Below are 20,081 nucleotides of genomic sequence, written 5' to 3'. Positions count from 1 at the left end.
TTTGGAGAGACAGAGATGATCACATTTTTTACAACAGCAAAAGATTTTACAGGTAAAACTAAAGTTGCTCAAATCAATGCAATCAAAAGCTGGAAAATAGCCCATGAAGAAACTGAGATAATATTATTTGGAGATTGCACAGGAGCCAGCGAAATAGCTGAAGAATTAGAGCTTATTCATATACCTGACATCAAAACTTCCCGTCAAGGAACTCCTTTTATCAATGATATGTTTGAAAAAGCTAGAGATGTAGCTAGTAATGAAGTTTGTTGTTTCATTAATGCTGATATAATCATCTATTCTAAGTTTATTCAAAGCCTGACAAAAATACATAATCTATTGAAAAACAACTACTTAATAGTTGGTCAAAGACAAAATATAGATTTAGATGAACCAATAAACTTTACCCCCAACTGGGAAGCTGAACTTGACAGTTTAGTAGTTGAATCTGGAGTAATTCCTCCATTTGACCAAAGTGGCAGTGACTTTTTTGCTTTTCCTAAATCTCAATATCAAAACGGAGACATCCCAGATTTGATGGTAGGAAGAGCGGGCTGGGATTTATGGATGATTTACAATGGCAGGCTTAAAGGATTTAAAGTAATAGATTTATCAGACACTTTTATGATCGTACATCAAAATCATAATTATTCCCATCGCAAAGTTAAGTTTGATAGTTACGATCAAGATGAAGAATCTTTTTCAAATTATAAGAAATTGCCCGAAAAAGAAATGTATCTCTACACCTTACCTGCGTGTAACTATACTTTTAAAAACCAAAAATTAGAACGCAATTTTGCGAGAGGTAATTTTAAAAGGTTTCTCACTTATGAAATTAGATTGAGAAAAAGTAACCCATTCATTAAAATATTAATTGATAAAATTACTACAATATCTGAGATTAGGCAGAAAATTAAGCGTACTGCTAAACAAATTAAAAAAATTCTTAATTAGTTATGTCTTTTTCAACACCAGTTGCTTTTCTCATATTCAATCGTCCAGAACTAACAAAAATCGTATTTGAAGGAATTCGCCAAGCCAAACCTAAAAAATTATTAGTGGTTGCTGATGGGGCAAGATTCCCTGAAGAAGTAGAAAGATGCGAGAAAGCTAGAGCAATTGTTGAGAAAGTTGATTGGGATTGTGAGGTTTTTAAAAATTATTCTGATGTCAATCTGGGTTGTAAATTGCGTGTTTCAAGTGGTTTAAATTGGGTATTTAATATTGTAGAAGAAGCAATTATTCTTGAAGATGACTGTGTTCCACACCCAGATTTTTTCAGATTTTGTGAAAAAATGCTAGAGTATTACAACAGCGATACCAGAATAATGATGATTTGCGGAACAAATTATTTGCACAATAAAGTTAACATTGAGGAAAGCTATTTTTTTTCTAATTATTACCCTGTGTGGGGCTGGGCAACTTGGAAAAGAGCTTGGAGATTATATGACGTTGATATACAAAATTGGGAAACATTCAAATCCAATAACCAACTAAAATGGATTTTTTCTAACAAAAGAATAGCCCAGTATTATGAAAATATGTTTCAATTAATTAAAGATAACTTTAATACTTGGGATATACAGTGGTGGTATACTTGTATTTTCCAAAATAGTCTAGCGATAGTACCAAGAGTAAACCTTATTTCAAATATAGGATTTGTTGGCACACATGCTGAGACTCAGAGAAACATTTGTATAAATATGCCTACCTATGCAATTGACACAAATAACTTTAAGCATCCGAAATTTGTTACTCCCAATATACTTTTAAATCAAATGACCTATGAACTATCTCATGCCTGTATTGATATGTCATCACAATCAATAGATATTAATTTTTTCAAACTTACGCTACTTAAGAGAATTAGGGATAGGGTTAAAAAAAGATTACAGACTTAAACTCTTAATATTAAACATTGCTCTTAGCGAATGAGAAAATATATTGTTTGGATAACTAAGGTGTTTTAACACTTAAAGGCTTTAAATAACTACTAGACACTTATTACTGTTATACCCTTCAAACACTCTTTAACTCATGTCTAAATACACATACGAAGATTCTGTTAGTTGGCTACGAGAGCAACCACAGTATTCTGAAATGGTTAAACTTTGCTATCTTGATGAAAATAATCTTACTGCTGCTAAACGCTTTTCATTTAGTGAAGAATTTACTGAAGTTATAAAATTTCTACGTATAGATAACATAGATAAGAAGCTGAAAATACTAGATATTGGTTGTGGTAACGGCATCGCCTCTTATGCTTTTGCATCGCTCGGACATGAAGTTTATGCGATAGATCCTGATGAGAGCGAAGATGTAGGGTTAGGTGCAACAAAAAAGTTAGCGTCTGTAGTTAGTAACGGTTCAATATCTACTCACCAGGCTTTTGCTGAATCATTACCTTTTGCAGATGCAACATTTGATATTATTTACGCACGTCAAGCTTTACATCATTTCACCGATTTACGTAAAGGTTTATCGGAATGCTCAAGAGTATTAAAACCTAAAGGATTATTACTAGCAACTAGAGAACACGTTGTTAGTAATAATGAACAATTGAAAACTTTCCTTGATGAGCATCTTTTACACAAGCTTCATGGAGGTGAAAATGCGTATCTTTTAAAAGATTACATATTAGCAATTGAGCAGTCAGGGATAATAGTATTGAATTTATTGGCTCCTTTTGACACCGTTATCAATCACTTTCCTTTATCTAACTTGGATCTCAAAAACCTTTTTTTTGAACGATTAGCTATAAAAATTGGAGAATTACCAGCAAAAATTATTTCCAAGCTACCTTATATAGAGAAGTTTTATCGTCATTATTTATCGCAAAATTGCAATCATCCAGGCAGACCATATTCTTTCTTAGGGTCTAAACAGGAGATTAAATAATGCGGATTTTTTATGATGGGCTAGTTTATAAAGTATCGCCTAATCGAGGTGTTAGTAGGTATTTTCACAACATAATTAGTAAATTGCCGGAAAATTGTACCCCTTTACTAACAACTTACGATTCTGGAGTAAATTACCCATCTCATCCGAATCTTCAGCTATTTAAGTATAAGAAGTTAAAACTTGCATGGATTTCCTCATTGCTAGAACAATATTATTTTAATTCTGTTAGTAACTCTAACAAATTCGATATTGCTCACCCAACTTACTATTCGTTATTCACTCGGCAAGAGATTAGTAAATATAATTGTCCAGTTGTTTTAACAGTTTGGGACATGATCCATGAACTTTTTTCTGAACAAATAGATGTTAGCGGTTGGCAAGCGGAGAAAAAGCGAAAAGCTATTTATGCCGCACAAATTATTATTTGTATTTCTGAAAATACTAAAAAAGATTTATTAGAAAGATATTCATTGCCAGAAAGCCAAGTAAAAGTTACTTATCTAGCTTCTAGCATAAATGCAAGTATTGCTTATGGTACTGAATCTGTCCCGTTTCGACCTTACTACCTTTATGTAGGAGAGCGCAATAGTAAGTACAAAAACTTTAATAGTTTGTTATCAGCTTTTGCTAAAGCTGTCAGTGTGCGCTCCGATCTAGCATTGTGCGTCGTCGGTCAACCTATTAACCAAAGAGAAAAAAAATTGATTGGTAAGTTTAAGCTTGCAAATCATATTGAACACTATAGTTACCCTAACGATTGTCACTTAGCAAAGTTATACCGTTGTAGCATTGCTCTTGTTTATCCCTCTTTATATGAAGGGTTTGGTATTCCTCCTTTAGAAGCTATGTCCTGCGGTACCGTTGCTATTGCCTCTGACTGTTCGAGCATTCCTGAAGTAGTGGGTGATGCAGGCATATTGTTTAATCCTCAAGCTACACTGGACTTAGCCGATATTCTGCTTTCTCTAATTGATAATTCTCTAGAACGCGAGCGCCTAATAGCTAAAGGATACCAAAGAGCAAACATGTTTAGCTGGGATAAAACTGTAGCCCAAACTTTTGATATTTATCGCTCTGTTACTTGAAGCAAGGAAAAAGTAGCTAACTTCTTTAAATGTGTACGTTTTCTAAAACATATAATATTTGGAGCAAAACTTTACTCCCTTTTTAAAATTAAATCATGGATTTATAACTACGCAAGCCGTAACTACAAGCATTCTTTATCCAATATTTTAAAGCAAATAATAAAAAAGCTTTCTTTCAAAAAATATGATGAACTACCTTGTTCAGTGGGCAACCGTGTTCTGATAATAAAAAAAGTGGTGTCTATTAACCTCAATTAATTTAACCAATAATGACAAATATTACTTAAAATGTTTTACAAACCTTTTATTATAGGTTACAACCAATTCCACCCAAAGAGTAAAAAGAACAAGTTGGAGAAGCTGAAATGTATAAAATTATGTGGCTAAAAACCACACTGTATGCCGGCGAATTATTTTTTTATTTTTGTCAAGCTTCACTTGAGCATTATCGACACAACGAAATTGGTGTTAAATTAATGAAACATAATAGCTTTATTTCAGAGCTTTAAAAAAAATAAGCAAGCGAGCCGTTTAGTTTTTCAGAAGTAATAAGCAATATTATGGAGTGGTTAAATTTAGTATTTGGTAGTTTATTTATCATAACTGGGCTAATAAGGATGGAAAATTAAAGCTACAAACAAAATTTTTGATTGGCAATAAAGGCAAAACCATATCGTATTTTTAGTACAAAAATAAATTTTTTATGTTTAAAGATAACCTCAGAAAAGTCATTAAGTTTTTAGGATTTGAGTTTAGAAGATATGCTCCTTCGGCATCAGAAACAGCTAGACTTCAACATTTTTTAAACTACCATAATATTGATTTGGTTTTAGACGTAGGAGCTAATATTGGGCAGTATGCTAAATATCTTCGCAACCTCGGCTATTGTAAAAAGATAGTTTCATTTGAACCCTTATCAACTGCATACTCACAGTTACAAACTATGAGTAGCAAAGATCCTTTATGGGATATTGCACCGCGCAGCGCAATTGGAAACAAAGAAGACAAGATTAGAATTAATATTTCTGCTAACGGCGTTAGTAGTTCTATTTTAGATATGCTAGAATACCACGCAACAGCTGCCCCTGAGTCCACGTACTGCGACGCGGAAATAGTTAACTTAAGCAGGCTAGATAATATTGCTAAGAAATATATTGCCAAAAACATTAATTCAATATTTTTGAAGATAGATGTACAAGGTTTTGAAAAGCAAGTTATTGAAGGGGCAACTCAAATTTTACCAATAATCAATGGCATACAAATGGAGTTATCTTTAGTACCTCTTTACAATAATCAAGTTCTTTTCAAGGAGATGATAGAGTTCATGGAAGCATTAGACTATGAAATTCATGCATTTATTCCTGGATTCACTGACCCAAAAACAGGTAGACTGCTTCAGCTAGATGGAATTTTCTTTAAAAAATGAAAGTATTAGTTAGTCATTCTGAGGGTAGAGGCGGTACTTGTGGTGTAGCTTGAGCTTGTTTTTTGCATCAAGCGCAAAATGGCTATCTGGCACAACCTTTCGTTATCGAAGATTTAGCTCAAGGAATTTCTTGGGTACTAGAGGATACCGAGCGTCACAGTAAATTAAGCAATCGCGCCCGTGAGAAAGTAGAACAAGAGTTTACACTTGATATTCAGGCCCAGCGCTATTCATCTATTTATCAGGAGCAACTGTCTTAAGTTGGGCTTGTAATATAGGTTATTGATCTACTAAGTACAAAACTCAAAGTAGTAAAAAAAATATTTGTACATTATAATAAATTGCTCCCAAACTATTACAAATAATAAATTAAAATAAATGTAAGATTATTCTATCATTGTCAAATTTAATTGATTTTATTAGTAATACTTTCTGCCCATGCAGATTTAGCAACTTTAACACCTACAAAGTTTAAGAGAATGTAAGTATGCAACTAAGCTTTGAAGACAACTTGCTTCGCTTCGCTATATACCTATTGCCATTTTCAGCTTTTGCATTACAGCAAGAAGGATTGGGATTTATTCAACTACCACTTCCGATTATTTTATTTGTATTAACACTTTTTGTTTTTCTAAAAGGCATACAAGGTAAGTTGGTTTTAGGAAACACAAGCTCAGTCTATACTATTGTTATTTTTTTCAGTCTTGCTCTAGCATCTACAATTTTAAGTTTTTTAGTTGACGAAACCTATTCTTTGTACAAATCGATAGGAGTTCTTGTTTCTCTTATAATTCTAATTGCTGTTTATTACACTGTTTCTGCCGTTAATAGAAATCCTTACAAATCTCATATATTCTTTAATGATTATATTAAAATATCTATATTTGCTTCAGCAATGGTAATTATTGAATTTGGAATTACAACTATTTTACATCATAATTATTTGCATGAATTTCTTAAGTCTATTACTGCACAAATTCCTTATAATACTCCATTACTAGCAGATTTAGCTTCTGACGATAGATACAGAGGAATTATGGTTGAGCCAAGAGAATTAGGCTCCTTTACCCTTCCAGTATTTGCTTCAATTATGTCCGTAGTATTTATTAATAAAAATTTCAGGATTTACAATTATTTAATTTTGTTATTAATTATTGCTGCAAACATACTAACTAAATCGGTCACTAATTACTTCTTAATGATAATAATTGCTGGTTTCTTTATTATTAAAAGGAAATCTAATTCAGGTAAATCTTTATCAATAGTAAATGTATTTATAATTATATTAAGTGGAGCTATGATCATAGCTAGTACAATAGTTCTACTAATCCAATTCCAAGATTATCTCGATCCTATAGTTCAAAATAGATTAAAATATCTAGTTGAATTTGCTCAAACTGGATATTATGATAATGATAGTAATTTGAGCGTACAAGTAATTTTAAACGCTTACAATTCAGCTATATATTCTTTGCAAAAGAATCCCTTACTGGGAGTTGGCTTGGGAAATATTAGTCAATCTTATGAATCAGCAGCTTTGGCAAGAGGAATTGAAACACGCCTTAATCAGCATGATGGATATTCTATGTTATTTCGGTTATTAACCGAGGTTGGTATCCTAGGTACTGTAGGGTTTTTATCTATATTTTGGAGCAGAATAAATCAAAGTTTAAAATTGGTTAATTGGTTCGGCAGATATGCTTTTGAAGCTACGAAATCAAATCGATATAATGAGGTATATCAAGAAATATTAAAGATAAATTCGGCAGCGCTCGCAAGTCTTTTATATGCTTTATTAAATCAACCTACTTATTGGAATCTGGTAGTTCCTTTACTATTTGGCTTATGTTTTAAAATAAATTTTGCAAAATTAGACCGCTCAATTCAAGAAGAATTTTAATAGTAATTACTTAAAAAATACAGCAATTCTTATCAGTAGTTGGAGAAATAAAAACAGTTATGGATACAATCAGTTACGTTATTCCTACTTTAAATAGTGGTAAAACGCTGGATATGACATTACTTTCTTTGCGATCGCAAAAAGATGTAAATATTAGCATCATCGTAGTTGATAGTGGATCTACAGATAATACGTTGGATATTTGTGAGCGCTGGAATGTAAAAGTTTTATACGCTGAACCAGGTAATATGTATAGGGCAATTAATATTGGCTTACACGAGTGCGATACTGAGTGGCTAGCTTATATCAATTCAGATGATTGGTTATATCCAAATAGTTTAGCTCAGGTAATTGCTTGCGGTCATACTGCTAAGGCAGATATTGTTTATAGTAACTGTGACTTTACAGATGTTTGCGGTCGTTTTATCTATTCATTTGCTCCCGCCTATCCGAAGCAACTACGTTCTTTATTTCAAAGCGTAATTCTTGGTTTTTCCCAGCAATCTACAATTTTTCGCAAGCAAGTTTATCAGCAACTAATGGGGTTTAATGAAAATTACTGGTTAAGCGCTGATTACGATTTTTATTTTCGAGCGCTCAATTATGGTGCAGTGTTTACATTTTTTGATGCAGAACCAGTAGCGTGTTTTAGAATTCATTCAACCCAACTTAGCAACACCAAAGCCAAGGAAATGCAAGCCGAAGTTCAAAAAATACTTACAGAAATTGGCGATTTCCCAAGCAGCTATGATTGGTTTGTAGTGTTACAATGGCGAATAAAAAATATTCCTCACTACATTATTCGATTGCTAAGACAATCTTTGATTGCAGGCAAGCTCAAAATCAATAGTTCACTGAAAACATAACTTTAAAAATTGAAAGGTTCATTTTTCGTATGTATCACCAATTATATACTCAAGGCAAGTATCTTGATAATAATCCAACTTGGGATGTTGAAGATTCACCTTGGAAAGCTCAAGAAATTTTCAAAATGATCGAGAAAAATGATTTAAAAATAACCTCAATAAGCGAAGTAGGATGCGGTGCTGGAGAAATTTTAAATCAACTATATACTAAAATGCCTGAAAATGTGCAGTTTTCGGGCTATGAAATATCTCCTCAAGCTGGGAAATTGTGCCGAGACAGAGAAAAAGATAGATTAAACTTTTATTTAACAGATATAACTAAAGATGAAAATGCATTTTATGACTTAATATTATGTATTGACGTGGTTGAGCATATAGAAGAATGTTTTAGTTTCTTAAGACAAATAAGCACCAAATCCCGCTATCAAATCTTTCACATCCCTTTGGATTTATCTGTTTCTTCTATACTCAGAGTAAGTCCAATTTTATCGGCAAGAGAAAAAGTAGGACATATTCATTATTTTAGTAAAGAGACAGCTTTGGCAATACTAAAAGATACAGGATATGAAATAGTTGACTGGTTTTACACTGCTGGAGCAATTGAGTTAGCAGCCAAATCATTTAAGACAAGATTAGCAAAAGTTCCCAGGCAACTAATGTATGCCTTAAATCCTAATCTTGCTGTTCGATTAATGGGTGGATATTCATTAATGGTTCTCACAAAATCCTAGAATAAAATCAATAGCTTTAGGACTAATTTCTTGATGCGTATTCTACTTTGCGTTCAGAATTATAAACCTGCTTACTCCTTTGGCGGAACAGTAGGTAACGCTATAGCCTTATCTGAAGGACTAGCAAAATTAGGTCATTGCGTTAGTGTGGTAACGAGTACTGTCATTGAGCGTAATAAAACTCCAAGCTGGCGCAATTGGACAGAAACAATTGCAGGTGTTAACGTATATTATCTAGGCAGTTGGTTAACTTTTCGTAAAGCTTCCTTAAATCCATCAGTGTTTGCTTTTGCTAAAGCGCACTTAGCTCAATTTGATGCTATTCATATTATTGGCTTATACGATTTTTTAGGGATAGCGATCGCTAGTTTTGCCAAGCGCTATAATATCCCTTACAGTGTTGAACCAAGCGGAATGCTAATTCCTATTGTTCAAAGTTTGCAGTTAAAACGTATTTATCATCAATTGTTTGGCGCTCGTCTACTAGCAGCAGCAAGAGCTATTGTCGTAACTTCAAAAATAGAGTGGGATGATGCAATCAAGTTTGGTATTCCATTAGAGAAGTTACAACTTAGACCAAATGGCGTTGATTTGAGTGAATATCAGCATTTACCACCCAAAGGAAAATTCCGGCAAAAGTGGGGACTATCGCTACAAGATCCGCTTATTCTTTGGCTAGGACGCATTGAAAAGAAAAAGAACATAGAACAGTTGCTCGTAGCTCTGTCTAACGTAGTCGATCTAAAATGGCAACTAGCTATTATTGGACCAACCGAATCAGAGCTATATCTAGGAGGCTTACGTAACTTGTCGCGGCAACTCGGCATTAGTAAACTTACTCATTTTCTACCTGCTGTCTACGGGGATGAAAAATTATCTGCCTACGTAGATGCTGACATTTTTCTGTTAGTGTCTATTCATGAAAATTGGGGTAATACTGTTCAAGAAGCGATCGCCGCAGGAGTTCCTGTTTTAGTTACTAACACCTGCGGCGTGTCTCAGGCAGTAAAAGACCGAGGGGGATTGGTAGTAGAGCAAAATATTGACGCAATTAGCGATGGAATTAGAAATTTACTAACAGATGTTGAGCTATATCAAAGTTACAAAGCTCAATTACCTGCCCTGTCGGCTAGTTTATCTTGGGATGAACTGGTCAAACAAATGGCAGAAATATTTTACTCCTGGAAATAGTTATTTAGGTAAATCTAACAGAGCCTATTTTTGGTATGCAAAACAAGTCATCTTCTCAACAGCATTGCGTATTTTTAGAATCTTCAAAGGAAGATGTAACAAAGGCAATTAAACTTTGTTTGGAACAAAGTGGGATTTTATCTCAAATCTCTAGCAAAACTAGGGTAGCAATCAAGCCTAATCTTACTTACCCATACTACAAACCCGGAGTTACAACTTCTCCTGTAGTAATTTATGAGACTGTTAAAATATTGCGGGAACATACATCCCACATAATAGCTATTGTTGAAACCGATGGGGGTTATGGAGCTTGGTTTGCCACAGAAGCGTTTAAAGGTCACGGGCTGTATCGTCTTGAAGATGAATTTGGCATAGAAGTTATTAATTTGGGCGATGAGGAAAGAGAAATGATTGATTTTCGTTCTCGCGGGCGGATATTTCAGCTTCCTTTACCTAGGCGCTTGTTACACGAGACAGATATCTTTATTACTATGCCAGTTCCTAAAATTCATTGCATGACTGGCTTGACTTTGAGTTATAAAAACCAGTGGGGGTGTATTCCAGACATTATGCGCCTGCGCCGTCACTATATTTTTGATGATGCAATTGTAGCGATTAATCAAGCTCTCAAACCAGTGGTGCTTGCTGACGGGACGTATTTTTTAGATCGTAATGGTCCTATGGAAGGCGGCGACCCACTTAGGATGGATTTGATCGTTGCTGCTAGTGATGCGGGTACTTTTGATCGCTATGTTTCAAAATTGATGGGCTTTCCCTGGCAGCGTGTATCTCATCTCCGGCGTGCCGTAGCTCTAGGAGATATGCATTCACAACTAGATGAGATAAAATACAATGTATCTCCTGCAGAAGCACGAACTCATACATTTCATCTTCAACGGACTTTGCGTAATTTTATTTCTTTAGCTGGTTTCCATAGTCGTTTTATCACCTGGTTTGGTTATGAATCCTGGTTTGGGCGAGTAGTTTTGCACTATATTCTTTATAGTATTGCTGGCAAACCAGTTAAACCCCAACCCGAACCGTTGAATATGTAACACTACTTTCGTGTTTAAGGTTATCTGTTGCCGAATCATTTAAAACTATTACTATGGCTTAGTTAAACAATTATAAAGTGACTATTTTGTCTCTTAAGAGCAAAAGATACCGTTTTTCCTGTTGGGTTAGCTACGCATTAATCTTAAGTTTGGTCAGTTTTATTCCTACTAGGTTAGCGATCGCCCAAATTAGCGCTCCTAACCCTCAAGCAGTTTTCACTTTGGGCGGCGACTTGTTAAGAGAAATATTTACTGCTCAATTTGCTAAGATACACCCCGATCTAGAAATCTGGATTTCTTCTGGTTCTCCTACCAATGAAGCAAATTGGGCATTTAATACCGCAAAAGTTCCCCTTGAGAAAGTCTACCTTGATCGTCGTGCCATAGATACTGTGACTAACTTTACTTCTCTAGTTGCCGATTTTAAAAAACGCCATTTTCAGCATCTATACTTAATTACTGCTGACTATCATATGCGACGAGCCAAAGCGATCGCATGTATCATATTTGGCAGTCAAGGAATCGCTTTTACTCCGGTTTCAATTCCCACCGATAAACCTGTAGAATCATGGTGGCGGGTGCTGCGTGATATTTGTCGGGCATTGCTATGGATATGTACAAAACGCACGGGTGCTAGTTTAAATCAGTAACATGATTTAGCTCATCTTTAGAGGCAAGGCAACAAAGCCTCAAAATTACTGCTGAGAAATGCGAAGCCCGTAACCGGGCGCGCCTGCGCTATCGCACTTTGGGAAGTTAAAGTTACTATTAGTAGTATACTTCCGCCCATCACCATTAAGGAGACTAACGCTCTTGAAAACAGCATTAATTTGTGGAGTATCAGGACAAGATGGAGCGTACTTAGCCCAGCTACTCCTGAATAAAGGCTACACGGTCTGCGGCACATCCCGCGATGCTCAAATATCCTCTTTCCCTAATCTTGTCCGTTTAGGCATTCGCGAAAGCTTAAAATTAGAATCCGTCGCCCTCAACGATTTTCGCAGCGTATTGCAAGCACTGGCAAAAATTCAACCAGATGAAGTTTATAATTTAGCCGGACAAACTTCTGTTGGTCTTTCCTTCGAGCAACCCGTAGAAACCCTAGAAAGTATTTCTATCGGTACTCTCAACTTACTAGAAGCGATTCGTTTTTTGGGTAAATCCATTAAATTTTACAATGCTGGCTCTAGTGAGTGCTTTGGCGATAGTAGCGACAAACCCGCCGATGAAACTACGCCTTTTCGTCCCCGAAGTCCTTACGCTGTAGCTAAATCTGCCGCTTTTTGGCAAGTTGCTAACTACCGCGAAGCTTACGGCTTATTTGCTTGTTCTGGCATTCTCTACAATCACGATTCCCCTCTGCGTCCAGAGCGATTTGTTACTCAAAAAATTGTCTCCTCCGCTTGCCGTATTGCCCAAGGGAGCCTGGAAAAATTACATTTAGGTAATATTGACATTCAGCGCGATTGGGGATGGGCTGCTGATTATGTAGAGGCTATGTACCTTATGTTACAGCAAGAGCAGCCAGATGATTATGTCATTGCGACAGGGGAGAGTTGCTCTTTGGCAGAATTTATTGGCGCAGTTTTTAGTTGTGTAGGCTTAGATTGGCATGAGTACGTTGTCAGCGATGCTAGTCTATTTCGTCCTACTGATATTGCTGTAGGTAGAGCTAACCCCTCTAAAGCCAAAGAAAAGCTAGGATGGCAAGCAAAACATAAGCTTAAAGCTATAGTTCAAATGATGATCCAAGCAAAGCAGACACAATTACAAAAATAATTTGAGCAACTTCGCCATAGATGAGAACTTTCAAGGGATACTAAAGTCAGTTTCAAAAGAGCTTGCGTAGATATAGTCGAATGCGTCTAGACAATTACACTGTTGGCACTTATACCCCCGGCGCGACCCTAGTTAAACAACTTCTTTGGTACTTTGTTGGCTCTCCACTCTTTCGCAGCTATTGGCTGCCCTTTACAGACTTCAAAGTTTGGATTTTACGCCGCTTTGGTGCAGAAATTGGGCAAAAAGTAACTATTAAACCCGGCGTAAAGATAAAATTTCCTTGGCGCTTAACTGTAGGCGACTATGTATGGATTGGCGAAAATGCTTGGCTAGATAATGTTGCCCAAATTACGATTGAAAGCCATGTTTGCCTATCTCAAGACGTGTATTTGTGTACGGGCAATCATGATTATAGCGATCGCAATTTTAAACTTATTCCTGCCCCCATTCATATCGAACAAGGTAGCTGGATTGCGGCTCGTGCGATCGTTGGCCCTGGTGTTACGGTAGGAGCCGGGGCGGTTTTAGCTTTAGCTAGTGTTACTGGGCGTAGTCTCCAACCTATGACTATTTATGCTGGCAACCCTGCTCAAAGTTCAAAACGACGTATAATTTGATACTTGTTTCAATACCGATAATTCTAGGCTCAAAGTATAAATTAAGTTAATTTTTATTGCAATGTCCATAGCTAGGATCTAGTGTTGTACCTTAAAGTTTATTGATATTTTATTTTAATATTTAAACGTTGTTATGTCGTTGATTATTTAACAACTATATAGGCACAAAAATGTATTTTGTGCTACCGTATCTCAATTGAAAACAAGTAGCAAAAAAAACTTATTTCTCAGTATAATTACACTTGTTCCCAAATAGAATGTAAGCTAAATTCCTTGTGTAATTTTTATTGTGCATCCCCTTACATTTTTGCTATTTACTGAGTTTTAATGGCTTAGGATTGTAAATTTCGCTTTTTTGTGATTTTTCTATATCAAAACAATTTGTAATGATTTTTCTTTTAAAAGCGTAATTTTGGTCAAATTTTGCTAAGAGTAAAAAAAGCCGCAGTAAATAGTAATAAATATTTATCAATTCATGAGAACATCATTAAAAAAAATCGAGCGCTGGGAAGTTGCGGATGCTAGAGAAAGATTTATCAAAACCTGCTCCAACGAAACTGAAAGTAGTAAAGCAAAAAAAAGACAATAAAACCGACGAACTGCATAATGCTATTAAATTATCCATTTTTACCCAATTTTATCCTCCAGACTATGCAGCCACAGGTCAATTAATTGAAGAATTAGCGATTCAATTAGGAAAGCTAGGAATTAATGTAAAAGTATTTACAGGACAACCAGGCTATGCTTTTAAAAAGGAATCTGCTCCCCTAAAAGAGCGTGTAGATAAACTATTTATTAGGCGGAGTCGTACAGCTAGACTGTGGAATTCACGCATTCGCGGTAAAGCTATCAACGGAATTTTATTTTGCCTGCGATCAGGATTGCATTTAATAAAATCTGCTAGTAGAGGAGATATTTTACTAATTACCACCGCCCCACCTTTTCTGCAAGTATTGGGCTATCTTGCTAACCGTTGCTTCGGTACGCCTTACGTATGTTTGATTTATGACTTATATCCCGATGTTGCCGTCGAACTAAACGTAGTTTCTCCCAAAAACTGGTTAGTACAAAGCTGGAATTGGCTGAATAAAAAAATTTGGCGGCAAGCACAAAGTATTGTAGTGTTGAGTTCCACTATGAAAGAGCGAGTCATAGCAAAGTGTCCAGAAGTTAAAGACAAAATTTCTGTAATTCACAATTGGGCAAACCCAGACTGGATTATGCCCCTTGCCAAACAAAACAACTGGTTTGCTCAAAAACACGACTTAGTAGATAAATTTACAGTAATGTATTCAGGAAACATGGGTCGCTGCCATGAAATGGATACAATTATGAGCGCTGCCAAACAACTTCAAAATGAGGACATTCAATTTGTGTTTATTGGCGGTGGAGCAAAACAGCAAATCTGTGTCCAACAAGATTTGCCTAATTGTCGATTTTTACCCTACCAAGAGAAACACGTTTTACCTCATTCGCTGACAGCCTGCGATTTATCCTTAGTTAGCATTAGTTCGGGAATGGAAGGATTAGTAGCACCGAGTAAACTTTATGGTATCTTAGCGGCAGGTCGTCCTGTAGCGGCAATTTGCGAACCCCATTCTTACTTAAAATTACTTTTATCAGAAGCTAACTGCGGCGCAACTTTTAATAACGGCGACGGAACGGGACTTGCAATATTTATTCGTCGCCTTGCTCAAGATCGAGAATTAGCCCTGAACATGGGTATGGCGGGGGGAGAATACTTAGAATCTAATTTCACTCCAGAAATTATTGCTCTTGAGTACTCAAAATTGTTGCGTCTGGCAGTAAAACCAGAAAAACTCAAATAGTGCAGTTAAGGCAAATTCTGTAGCCAGCGTGAGGTTTATTCCAGAAAATACGGGAAAAGAAGACATTGAACGTTAAACTGATTGAAATTTGTAATTGAATCCAACCACAAAAAATTTGTCCTTCACCGGATCGCTAATTAGTAGCTAACTTATGGAAGAGCAACAACGAACACAGCCATTAAACTTTGAAAAAAATGGCAAACATTCACAGTCATCACAGCCAGTTTATACAGATTCCTCACTAAGCAATTTTAACCAAGCGAGCGATGACTTGGATTTGCGGCAGTTACTTGTAATAGTACGCCGTCGAATTGTGGTGATTTCGGGTGTAGCGATTTCTATTGCTGTGGGGATAGGATTTTGGACTTTTAGTCAGGAACCTAAATACGAAGGTACTTTTAGGCTGTTAGTTGAACCTGTAACTAAAGAAAATAAATTAGAAGGATTAACACAAATTACTGGTGTAAATCCTAATTTGCAGCAAAGTGGTTTAGATTACAGTACGCAAATTCAAGTATTACTCAGTCCCGAATTGATGGCTCCAATTATTAGGCAACTATCTCAGCAATACCCTGATATTGACTACAGTGCCATGATAGAAGCGACGACTATTGAACGCTTTGAAAAAACAAATATTTTAGATATCAGCTACCAAGATACCGAAAAAGAAAAAATTGAGTTCGTGCTGCAACAGTTAGCCAAAGATTATTTAAAATATAGCCTCCAAGAGCGACAAATCAATCTGCGAAAGGGTATTGATTTTGTAGATTCCCAACTGCCGGAATTGCAATTGCGAGTCAATAGCCTGCAAAAGCAACTGCAACAATTTAGGCAACAATATAATTTTATAGATCCAGAAGTTAAGGCACAGCAATTATCCGAGCAAGTCGATAACGTCCAATTACAGCGTTTAGAGACACAAAAAGAATTAGCAGAAACCCGTTCGTTGTACGCAAGTTTTCAAGCTCAATCGGGGGCAGCGCTAGCTGATAATCCAGCATTTTATGCGGCGACAAATTCTCAAGAACGATCCGATACTGCTCAAGCACTCAAAGAAGCCCCCGTATATCAAAAATTAGTAGGACAGTTGCGAGATATAGAAAGTCAAATTGGGGCAGATTCAACGAGATTTCAAGATGACAGCCCAAATATGGTATCGTTGCGTAATAAACGTGAGAACTTATTTCCAGTATTAAGGGCAGAAGCGCAACGGATATTAGGTAATAAATTAGTAGAACTATCAACAAAAATTTCTGGCTTAGAAGTACGTTTAGCAGAAATTAGCACCGCAGAGAATACATTAAATAACTCCGTTGAGCAATTGCCAACCTTAGCTCGTCAGTATACAGACTTGCAAAGAGAATTAAAAGTAGCAACAGAAAGCTTAAACCGATTCTTAGAAAAACGCGAATTTTTACAAATAGAAAATGCCCAAAATGAAATACCTTGGCAGGTAATAGCCGCTCCTAAATTAGAAAAAGAACCCATTTCCCCCAATATTAAACGCAATTTGATACTCGGGGCGATCGCCGGAGTTATGACCGGAATGGCGGCGGCGCTACTAGCGGAAAGGTTAGATAATGTATTTCATACTCCTGAAGACCTCAAAGATTTAACAAAATTGCCGCTACTGGGGATAATTCCTTTTAATAAGGGTCTTAAGCAACTTGCACCTTTAGCTCAGGCAAAGGTAGAGAAGAAAGCCGAAGGTTATAAATTGGTGTTGCCTAGTATGAGTAGCACCCAAAATGAATCTTACTTTCCTTTTGTGGAGTCTTTTCGCTCTCTGCATACTAATATCAACTTCTTGGGTTCCGACACACCCATAAATTCATTAGTTGTTACTTCCGCCCAAAAAGGCGATGGCAAATCCACAGTATCGGTGCAACTAGCCCAAGCCGCCGCCGCCATGGGGCAAAAAGTGTTACTGGTAGATGCGGATATGCGCCTACCTCAGGTTCATGCCCGCCTAGGCTTGCCCAACGAACAAGGACTAAGCAATATTATCTCCACTAATTTACCGATATACGAAGCAATTCAGCGATCGCCTTTAGGGGATAACTTATTTGTGCTCACGTCAGGTCAAATTCCGCCTGACCCTATTAAACTGCTCTCATCTAAAAAGATGCAGAATATTATGGCTCAATTGCGGACAGAATTTGACTTAGTAATTTACGATACGCCGCCAATTCTAGGTCTAGCCGATAGCAGTATAGTAGCGACTCATACCGCCGGAATTGTGCTAGTAGTCAGAATGGCTAAAACTGACCGGGCTGTGGTCAGACAGGCTTTAGATGGTTTAAGACTTTCTCGCGCTAATGTCTTGGGATTGGTCGTAAATGGCGTGAGAAAACATAGCGGTAATGCCTACAATTACTACTACTACAAAGCCCGTACTCCTAGCGTTAACTCATGAACCGTTAAATAAAGTGAAATATAAAACCGATCTACGCTCTTGGCTACTAATAGCATCAGCTTTAAGTATCGTAGGCAGTGCGCTTGAAGTCTCTGCTACCCCTGTTAGTAATTCGTGGTCACAGATTGTCAGCCGCAGTCTGCCCCCCGGATGGGCAATTCGCCTGCCATCAATAAATTGGTTCAATGATCGCCTAGGTTCACCGGATGACAGATTTATTAGAGTTATTTCCGCAAATCAATCTACTGTAGAAGTCAATATATTTGACTGTCCAGAGCAAATAAAGTCCTGTTTTGTAGGAAGTGTTGGCGTAAGTAATCGCAAATTAGACCAGAATAATCAAGAATTGGCAACACCAGTTGCTCTAGGTAAAAATTTGCGCGGTTATCTATTAACCACTCCCGAACTTTCATCAATTTTATGGGAGCAACAAGAGCAAACTTATACCGTTACCCAGTCAGGAGCGCCGCAAAAATTAATCGAGATGGCAAGAGAAATTGCCTATGCTCCGGCGGTTAATAGCACAAAAGTATTGCCAGCAACAACAGCCCCACCAAAATTAGCCCAAGCCAGCAACAACAAGACACCGCGATCGCCTTTGCATACTCGTCACCCGGTATTGACCACCGCCGAGCAACTAAATCAAGGAGAAATTTTAGTTAATACCCGTTACCGCCAATCTTTTCCGGCGGGAAATGCTAGTGATACTGGCTTGACAGGTCAGCCAACAATTGGTTTTACTTGGGGCGTAACCGATAACCTAGAACTAACGGTAGATGCTCAAACCGTTGATAACTCTGGCCCTGGTCGTCAAGGGAACTTTGATGTCAAAAGAATTAATGCCGATGGTACTAGCCCGAATTTCTTTCAAGAAATTACTTTTCAAGGCAAACATAGAATTTGGGAAAATTCATCGGGAAATCAAGCTGTTAGTGGGGTAATTGCTGTTTCTACAGGCTTGCAAGGACGACCTTACAGGTTTACAAATGCTACAACAGGAGCGATCACAGGCCAGGGGAGAAATAGCGGGCTGGTTACTTCTTTAGAAATACCTTATACAGTTTCACTGAGCGATCGCGCCTCGTTGACTTTATCCCCAAAAATTGCTTTTTTGCCTGACAGCCATGCGTTGTATTTTAGTACGCCACCCGTCGCCGATTCTGGCTCCTTTGGGACAACTTTTGGTGTCGCTGGGGGTCTAACTTATCGCGTCTTACCCCGACTTTTACTTTGGGGCGATGCCTTTGTCCCCTTTACAGGCAATAATTCCATTAACCGCGAAACCGGACTTCCGGCTCGTACAGTAGCTTTTAATGCAGGCTTGCGCTACCTAGTTAATCCTCGGTTAGCTACCGATTTATTTGTTTCTAACACTTTAGGCAATACTGGAGCCATGTCTGTGGTAGGCGATCGCGCTTATACGTCTTTGGGTCTAGGCGTAACATTTTTACCAGGAGTTACAGGTGCGAATCGCAGCTACGCCCAAAGTGGCACAACTCAGGAGCCACAACCTAGTAGTGAAGCTGGATTTGCCTTTTTAGACGGCGGTACAGTTGCTAGTAACAAAGCCGTTCTTAATCTTGCTGGTGGAAGCCAAGGAATATTGACTTCTTTGCGCTACGGACTATTAGACGACTTGGAATTTGGAATTTTTCTTGACTATATTTCCGGCATCATAGACGAATCAGAATTTGGTTTTAGTGGCAAAATTAGATTTCAGGATCAAGCTGATGGCGATCCTTTTACTTTGAGCGGTGTGGCTACCTTAGCACGCTCAAACAACGTCCTGATTAACCTGATCAATAACAATCGCAATGAGTTTGAGCAAAGAAACTTAGATAAAGGCGGGTTTGCTTTTAGTAATGAAGGTGAGGGAGAATTATTTATTATTACTCTTTCCGCCCCCTTTCATTATCAATTTACAAGCGGAAGTGCTGTTTGGTTTACACCTACGTTGGGCTACATTCAACGTAACGGCTTGCAACTTGCGGGGTTCAATTTGGGTGGCTCCTTGGCGCTAAATAGACATTTAAATGCGATCGCCGAAGCCGGAATTAATTTTACAAGTGACGGCAATGCCTTTACTGGCGATACTCTAGAAAATGCTATTCCTTGGACTGTGGGTTTGCGCTGGCAACCTGGAATGGCGGAAAATACCCCCCAATTAGAAGCTTATTTAACTAATCGGGTAGGCTCCTCACCTTTTGAAACTTTACGAGTCCGGGCTGATAATAATCTAGCTATTGGTGTAGGTTTATTATTACCAGTTCAATTTTAAAACC

Annotated in this window: 17 protein-coding genes; all 17 read left to right on the top strand. The window is 37.3% G+C overall.

Annotation, left to right across the window (positions count from 1 at the left end):
* The first annotated feature begins 15 nt into the window (after positions 1–15).
* The 17 genes from C7B70_RS09500 to C7B70_RS09420 all read left to right on the top strand — a co-directional run bounded on the left by C7B70_RS09500 (position 16) and on the right by C7B70_RS09420 (position 20,077).
* Entirely contained in the window at positions 16–954 is a 939-nt protein-coding gene (locus tag C7B70_RS09500) for a hypothetical protein (protein ID WP_106368812.1), read from the top strand.
* 2 nt (positions 955–956) lie between these two features.
* The gene (locus C7B70_RS09495; protein WP_106368811.1) at positions 957–1,901 is read left to right on the top strand and encodes a hemolytic protein HlpA-like protein; all 945 of its coding nucleotides are present in this window, start codon (positions 957–959) and stop codon (positions 1,899–1,901) included.
* A 136-nt stretch (positions 1,902–2,037) separates the two neighbouring features.
* On the top strand, positions 2,038–2,898 hold the full coding sequence (locus C7B70_RS09490; RefSeq protein WP_106368810.1) for a class I SAM-dependent methyltransferase: 861 nt from the start codon (positions 2,038–2,040) through the stop codon (positions 2,896–2,898).
* Positions 2,898–3,986: a glycosyltransferase family 1 protein gene (locus tag C7B70_RS09485; RefSeq protein ID WP_106368809.1), complete on the top strand. Its 1,089-nt coding sequence runs from the start codon at positions 2,898–2,900 to the stop codon at positions 3,984–3,986. Before C7B70_RS09490 ends, C7B70_RS09485 begins: the two co-directional genes overlap by 1 nt.
* 703 nt (positions 3,987–4,689) lie before the next feature.
* Complete coding sequence (locus tag C7B70_RS09480; RefSeq protein WP_106368808.1) at positions 4,690–5,412, top strand: FkbM family methyltransferase; 723 nt, start codon at positions 4,690–4,692, stop codon at positions 5,410–5,412.
* Between the two features lie 62 nt (positions 5,413–5,474).
* Entirely contained in the window at positions 5,475–5,672 is a 198-nt protein-coding gene (locus C7B70_RS09475) for a hypothetical protein (protein WP_106368807.1), read from the top strand.
* A 227-nt stretch (positions 5,673–5,899) separates the two neighbouring features.
* A complete protein-coding gene (locus C7B70_RS09470) occupies positions 5,900–7,312 on the top strand; it encodes an O-antigen ligase (protein WP_106368806.1) in 1,413 nt (470 codons plus the stop codon).
* A gap of 59 nt (positions 7,313–7,371) precedes the next feature.
* Positions 7,372–8,178: a glycosyltransferase gene (locus C7B70_RS09465; protein ID WP_106368805.1), complete on the top strand. Its 807-nt coding sequence runs from the start codon at positions 7,372–7,374 to the stop codon at positions 8,176–8,178.
* Between the two features lie 29 nt (positions 8,179–8,207).
* Positions 8,208–8,909, top strand: a complete 702-nt coding sequence (locus tag C7B70_RS09460; RefSeq protein WP_106368804.1) for a methyltransferase domain-containing protein — start codon at positions 8,208–8,210, stop codon at positions 8,907–8,909.
* Between the two features lie 33 nt (positions 8,910–8,942).
* Positions 8,943–10,100: a glycosyltransferase gene (locus tag C7B70_RS09455; RefSeq protein ID WP_106368803.1), complete on the top strand. Its 1,158-nt coding sequence runs from the start codon at positions 8,943–8,945 to the stop codon at positions 10,098–10,100.
* A gap of 35 nt (positions 10,101–10,135) precedes the next feature.
* Positions 10,136–11,155: a DUF362 domain-containing protein gene (locus tag C7B70_RS09450; RefSeq protein ID WP_106368802.1), complete on the top strand. Its 1,020-nt coding sequence runs from the start codon at positions 10,136–10,138 to the stop codon at positions 11,153–11,155.
* Positions 11,156–11,304: 149 nt separating this feature from the next.
* Complete coding sequence (locus C7B70_RS09445; protein ID WP_233220874.1) at positions 11,305–11,805, top strand: YdcF family protein; 501 nt, start codon at positions 11,305–11,307, stop codon at positions 11,803–11,805.
* A 163-nt stretch (positions 11,806–11,968) separates the two neighbouring features.
* Complete coding sequence (locus C7B70_RS09440) at positions 11,969–12,934, top strand: GDP-mannose 4,6-dehydratase (protein WP_106368801.1); 966 nt, start codon at positions 11,969–11,971, stop codon at positions 12,932–12,934.
* Positions 12,935–13,014: 80 nt separating this feature from the next.
* A complete protein-coding gene (locus tag C7B70_RS09435; RefSeq protein WP_106368800.1) occupies positions 13,015–13,554 on the top strand; it encodes a WcaF family extracellular polysaccharide biosynthesis acetyltransferase in 540 nt (179 codons plus the stop codon).
* A gap of 518 nt (positions 13,555–14,072) precedes the next feature.
* Positions 14,073–15,383 carry a glycosyltransferase family 4 protein gene (locus C7B70_RS09430; protein WP_106368799.1) on the top strand — a complete coding sequence of 437 codons (1,311 nt, stop codon included), beginning with the start codon at positions 14,073–14,075 and terminating at the stop codon, positions 15,381–15,383.
* A 151-nt stretch (positions 15,384–15,534) separates the two neighbouring features.
* Positions 15,535–17,799 (top strand): polysaccharide biosynthesis tyrosine autokinase, encoded by a 2,265-nt coding sequence (locus C7B70_RS09425; protein WP_106368798.1) that lies wholly within the window; start codon positions 15,535–15,537, stop codon positions 17,797–17,799.
* Complete coding sequence (locus C7B70_RS09420) at positions 17,747–20,077, top strand: hypothetical protein (protein WP_106368797.1); 2,331 nt, start codon at positions 17,747–17,749, stop codon at positions 20,075–20,077. Before C7B70_RS09425 ends, C7B70_RS09420 begins: the two co-directional genes overlap by 53 nt.
* Positions 20,078–20,081: the final 4 nt, after the last annotated feature.

It is taken from the genome of Chlorogloea sp. CCALA 695 (genome assembly GCF_003003885.1).
Taxonomy (GTDB): domain Bacteria; phylum Cyanobacteriota; class Cyanobacteriia; order Cyanobacteriales; family Chroococcidiopsidaceae; genus Aliterella.
Note: the sequence above shows the minus strand (reverse complement) of the source record. Positions and strands in the feature narration are given on the sequence as shown.

What these genes read in the sequence shown, in the direction of transcription:
- C7B70_RS09500 (WP_106368812.1), top strand. Translation starts at nt 16, where the DNA reads ATGATCACATTTTTTACAACAGCAAAAGATTTTACAGGTAAAACTAAA.
- C7B70_RS09495 (WP_106368811.1), top strand. Translation starts at nt 957, where the DNA reads ATGTCTTTTTCAACACCAGTTGCTTTTCTCATATTCAATCGTCCAGAA.
- C7B70_RS09490 (WP_106368810.1), top strand. Translation starts at nt 2,038, where the DNA reads ATGTCTAAATACACATACGAAGATTCTGTTAGTTGGCTACGAGAGCAA.
- C7B70_RS09485 (WP_106368809.1), top strand. Translation starts at nt 2,898, where the DNA reads ATGCGGATTTTTTATGATGGGCTAGTTTATAAAGTATCGCCTAATCGA.
- C7B70_RS09480 (WP_106368808.1), top strand. Translation starts at nt 4,690, where the DNA reads ATGTTTAAAGATAACCTCAGAAAAGTCATTAAGTTTTTAGGATTTGAG.
- C7B70_RS09470 (WP_106368806.1), top strand. Translation starts at nt 5,900, where the DNA reads ATGCAACTAAGCTTTGAAGACAACTTGCTTCGCTTCGCTATATACCTA.
- C7B70_RS09465 (WP_106368805.1), top strand. Translation starts at nt 7,372, where the DNA reads ATGGATACAATCAGTTACGTTATTCCTACTTTAAATAGTGGTAAAACG.
- C7B70_RS09460 (WP_106368804.1), top strand. Translation starts at nt 8,208, where the DNA reads ATGTATCACCAATTATATACTCAAGGCAAGTATCTTGATAATAATCCA.
- C7B70_RS09455 (WP_106368803.1), top strand. Translation starts at nt 8,943, where the DNA reads ATGCGTATTCTACTTTGCGTTCAGAATTATAAACCTGCTTACTCCTTT.
- C7B70_RS09450 (WP_106368802.1), top strand. Translation starts at nt 10,136, where the DNA reads ATGCAAAACAAGTCATCTTCTCAACAGCATTGCGTATTTTTAGAATCT.
- C7B70_RS09435 (WP_106368800.1), top strand. Translation starts at nt 13,015, where the DNA reads ATGCGTCTAGACAATTACACTGTTGGCACTTATACCCCCGGCGCGACC.
- C7B70_RS09430 (WP_106368799.1), top strand. Translation starts at nt 14,073, where the DNA reads ATGCTAGAGAAAGATTTATCAAAACCTGCTCCAACGAAACTGAAAGTA.
- C7B70_RS09425 (WP_106368798.1), top strand. Translation starts at nt 15,535, where the DNA reads ATGGAAGAGCAACAACGAACACAGCCATTAAACTTTGAAAAAAATGGC.
- C7B70_RS09420 (WP_106368797.1), top strand. Translation starts at nt 17,747, where the DNA reads ATGCCTACAATTACTACTACTACAAAGCCCGTACTCCTAGCGTTAACT.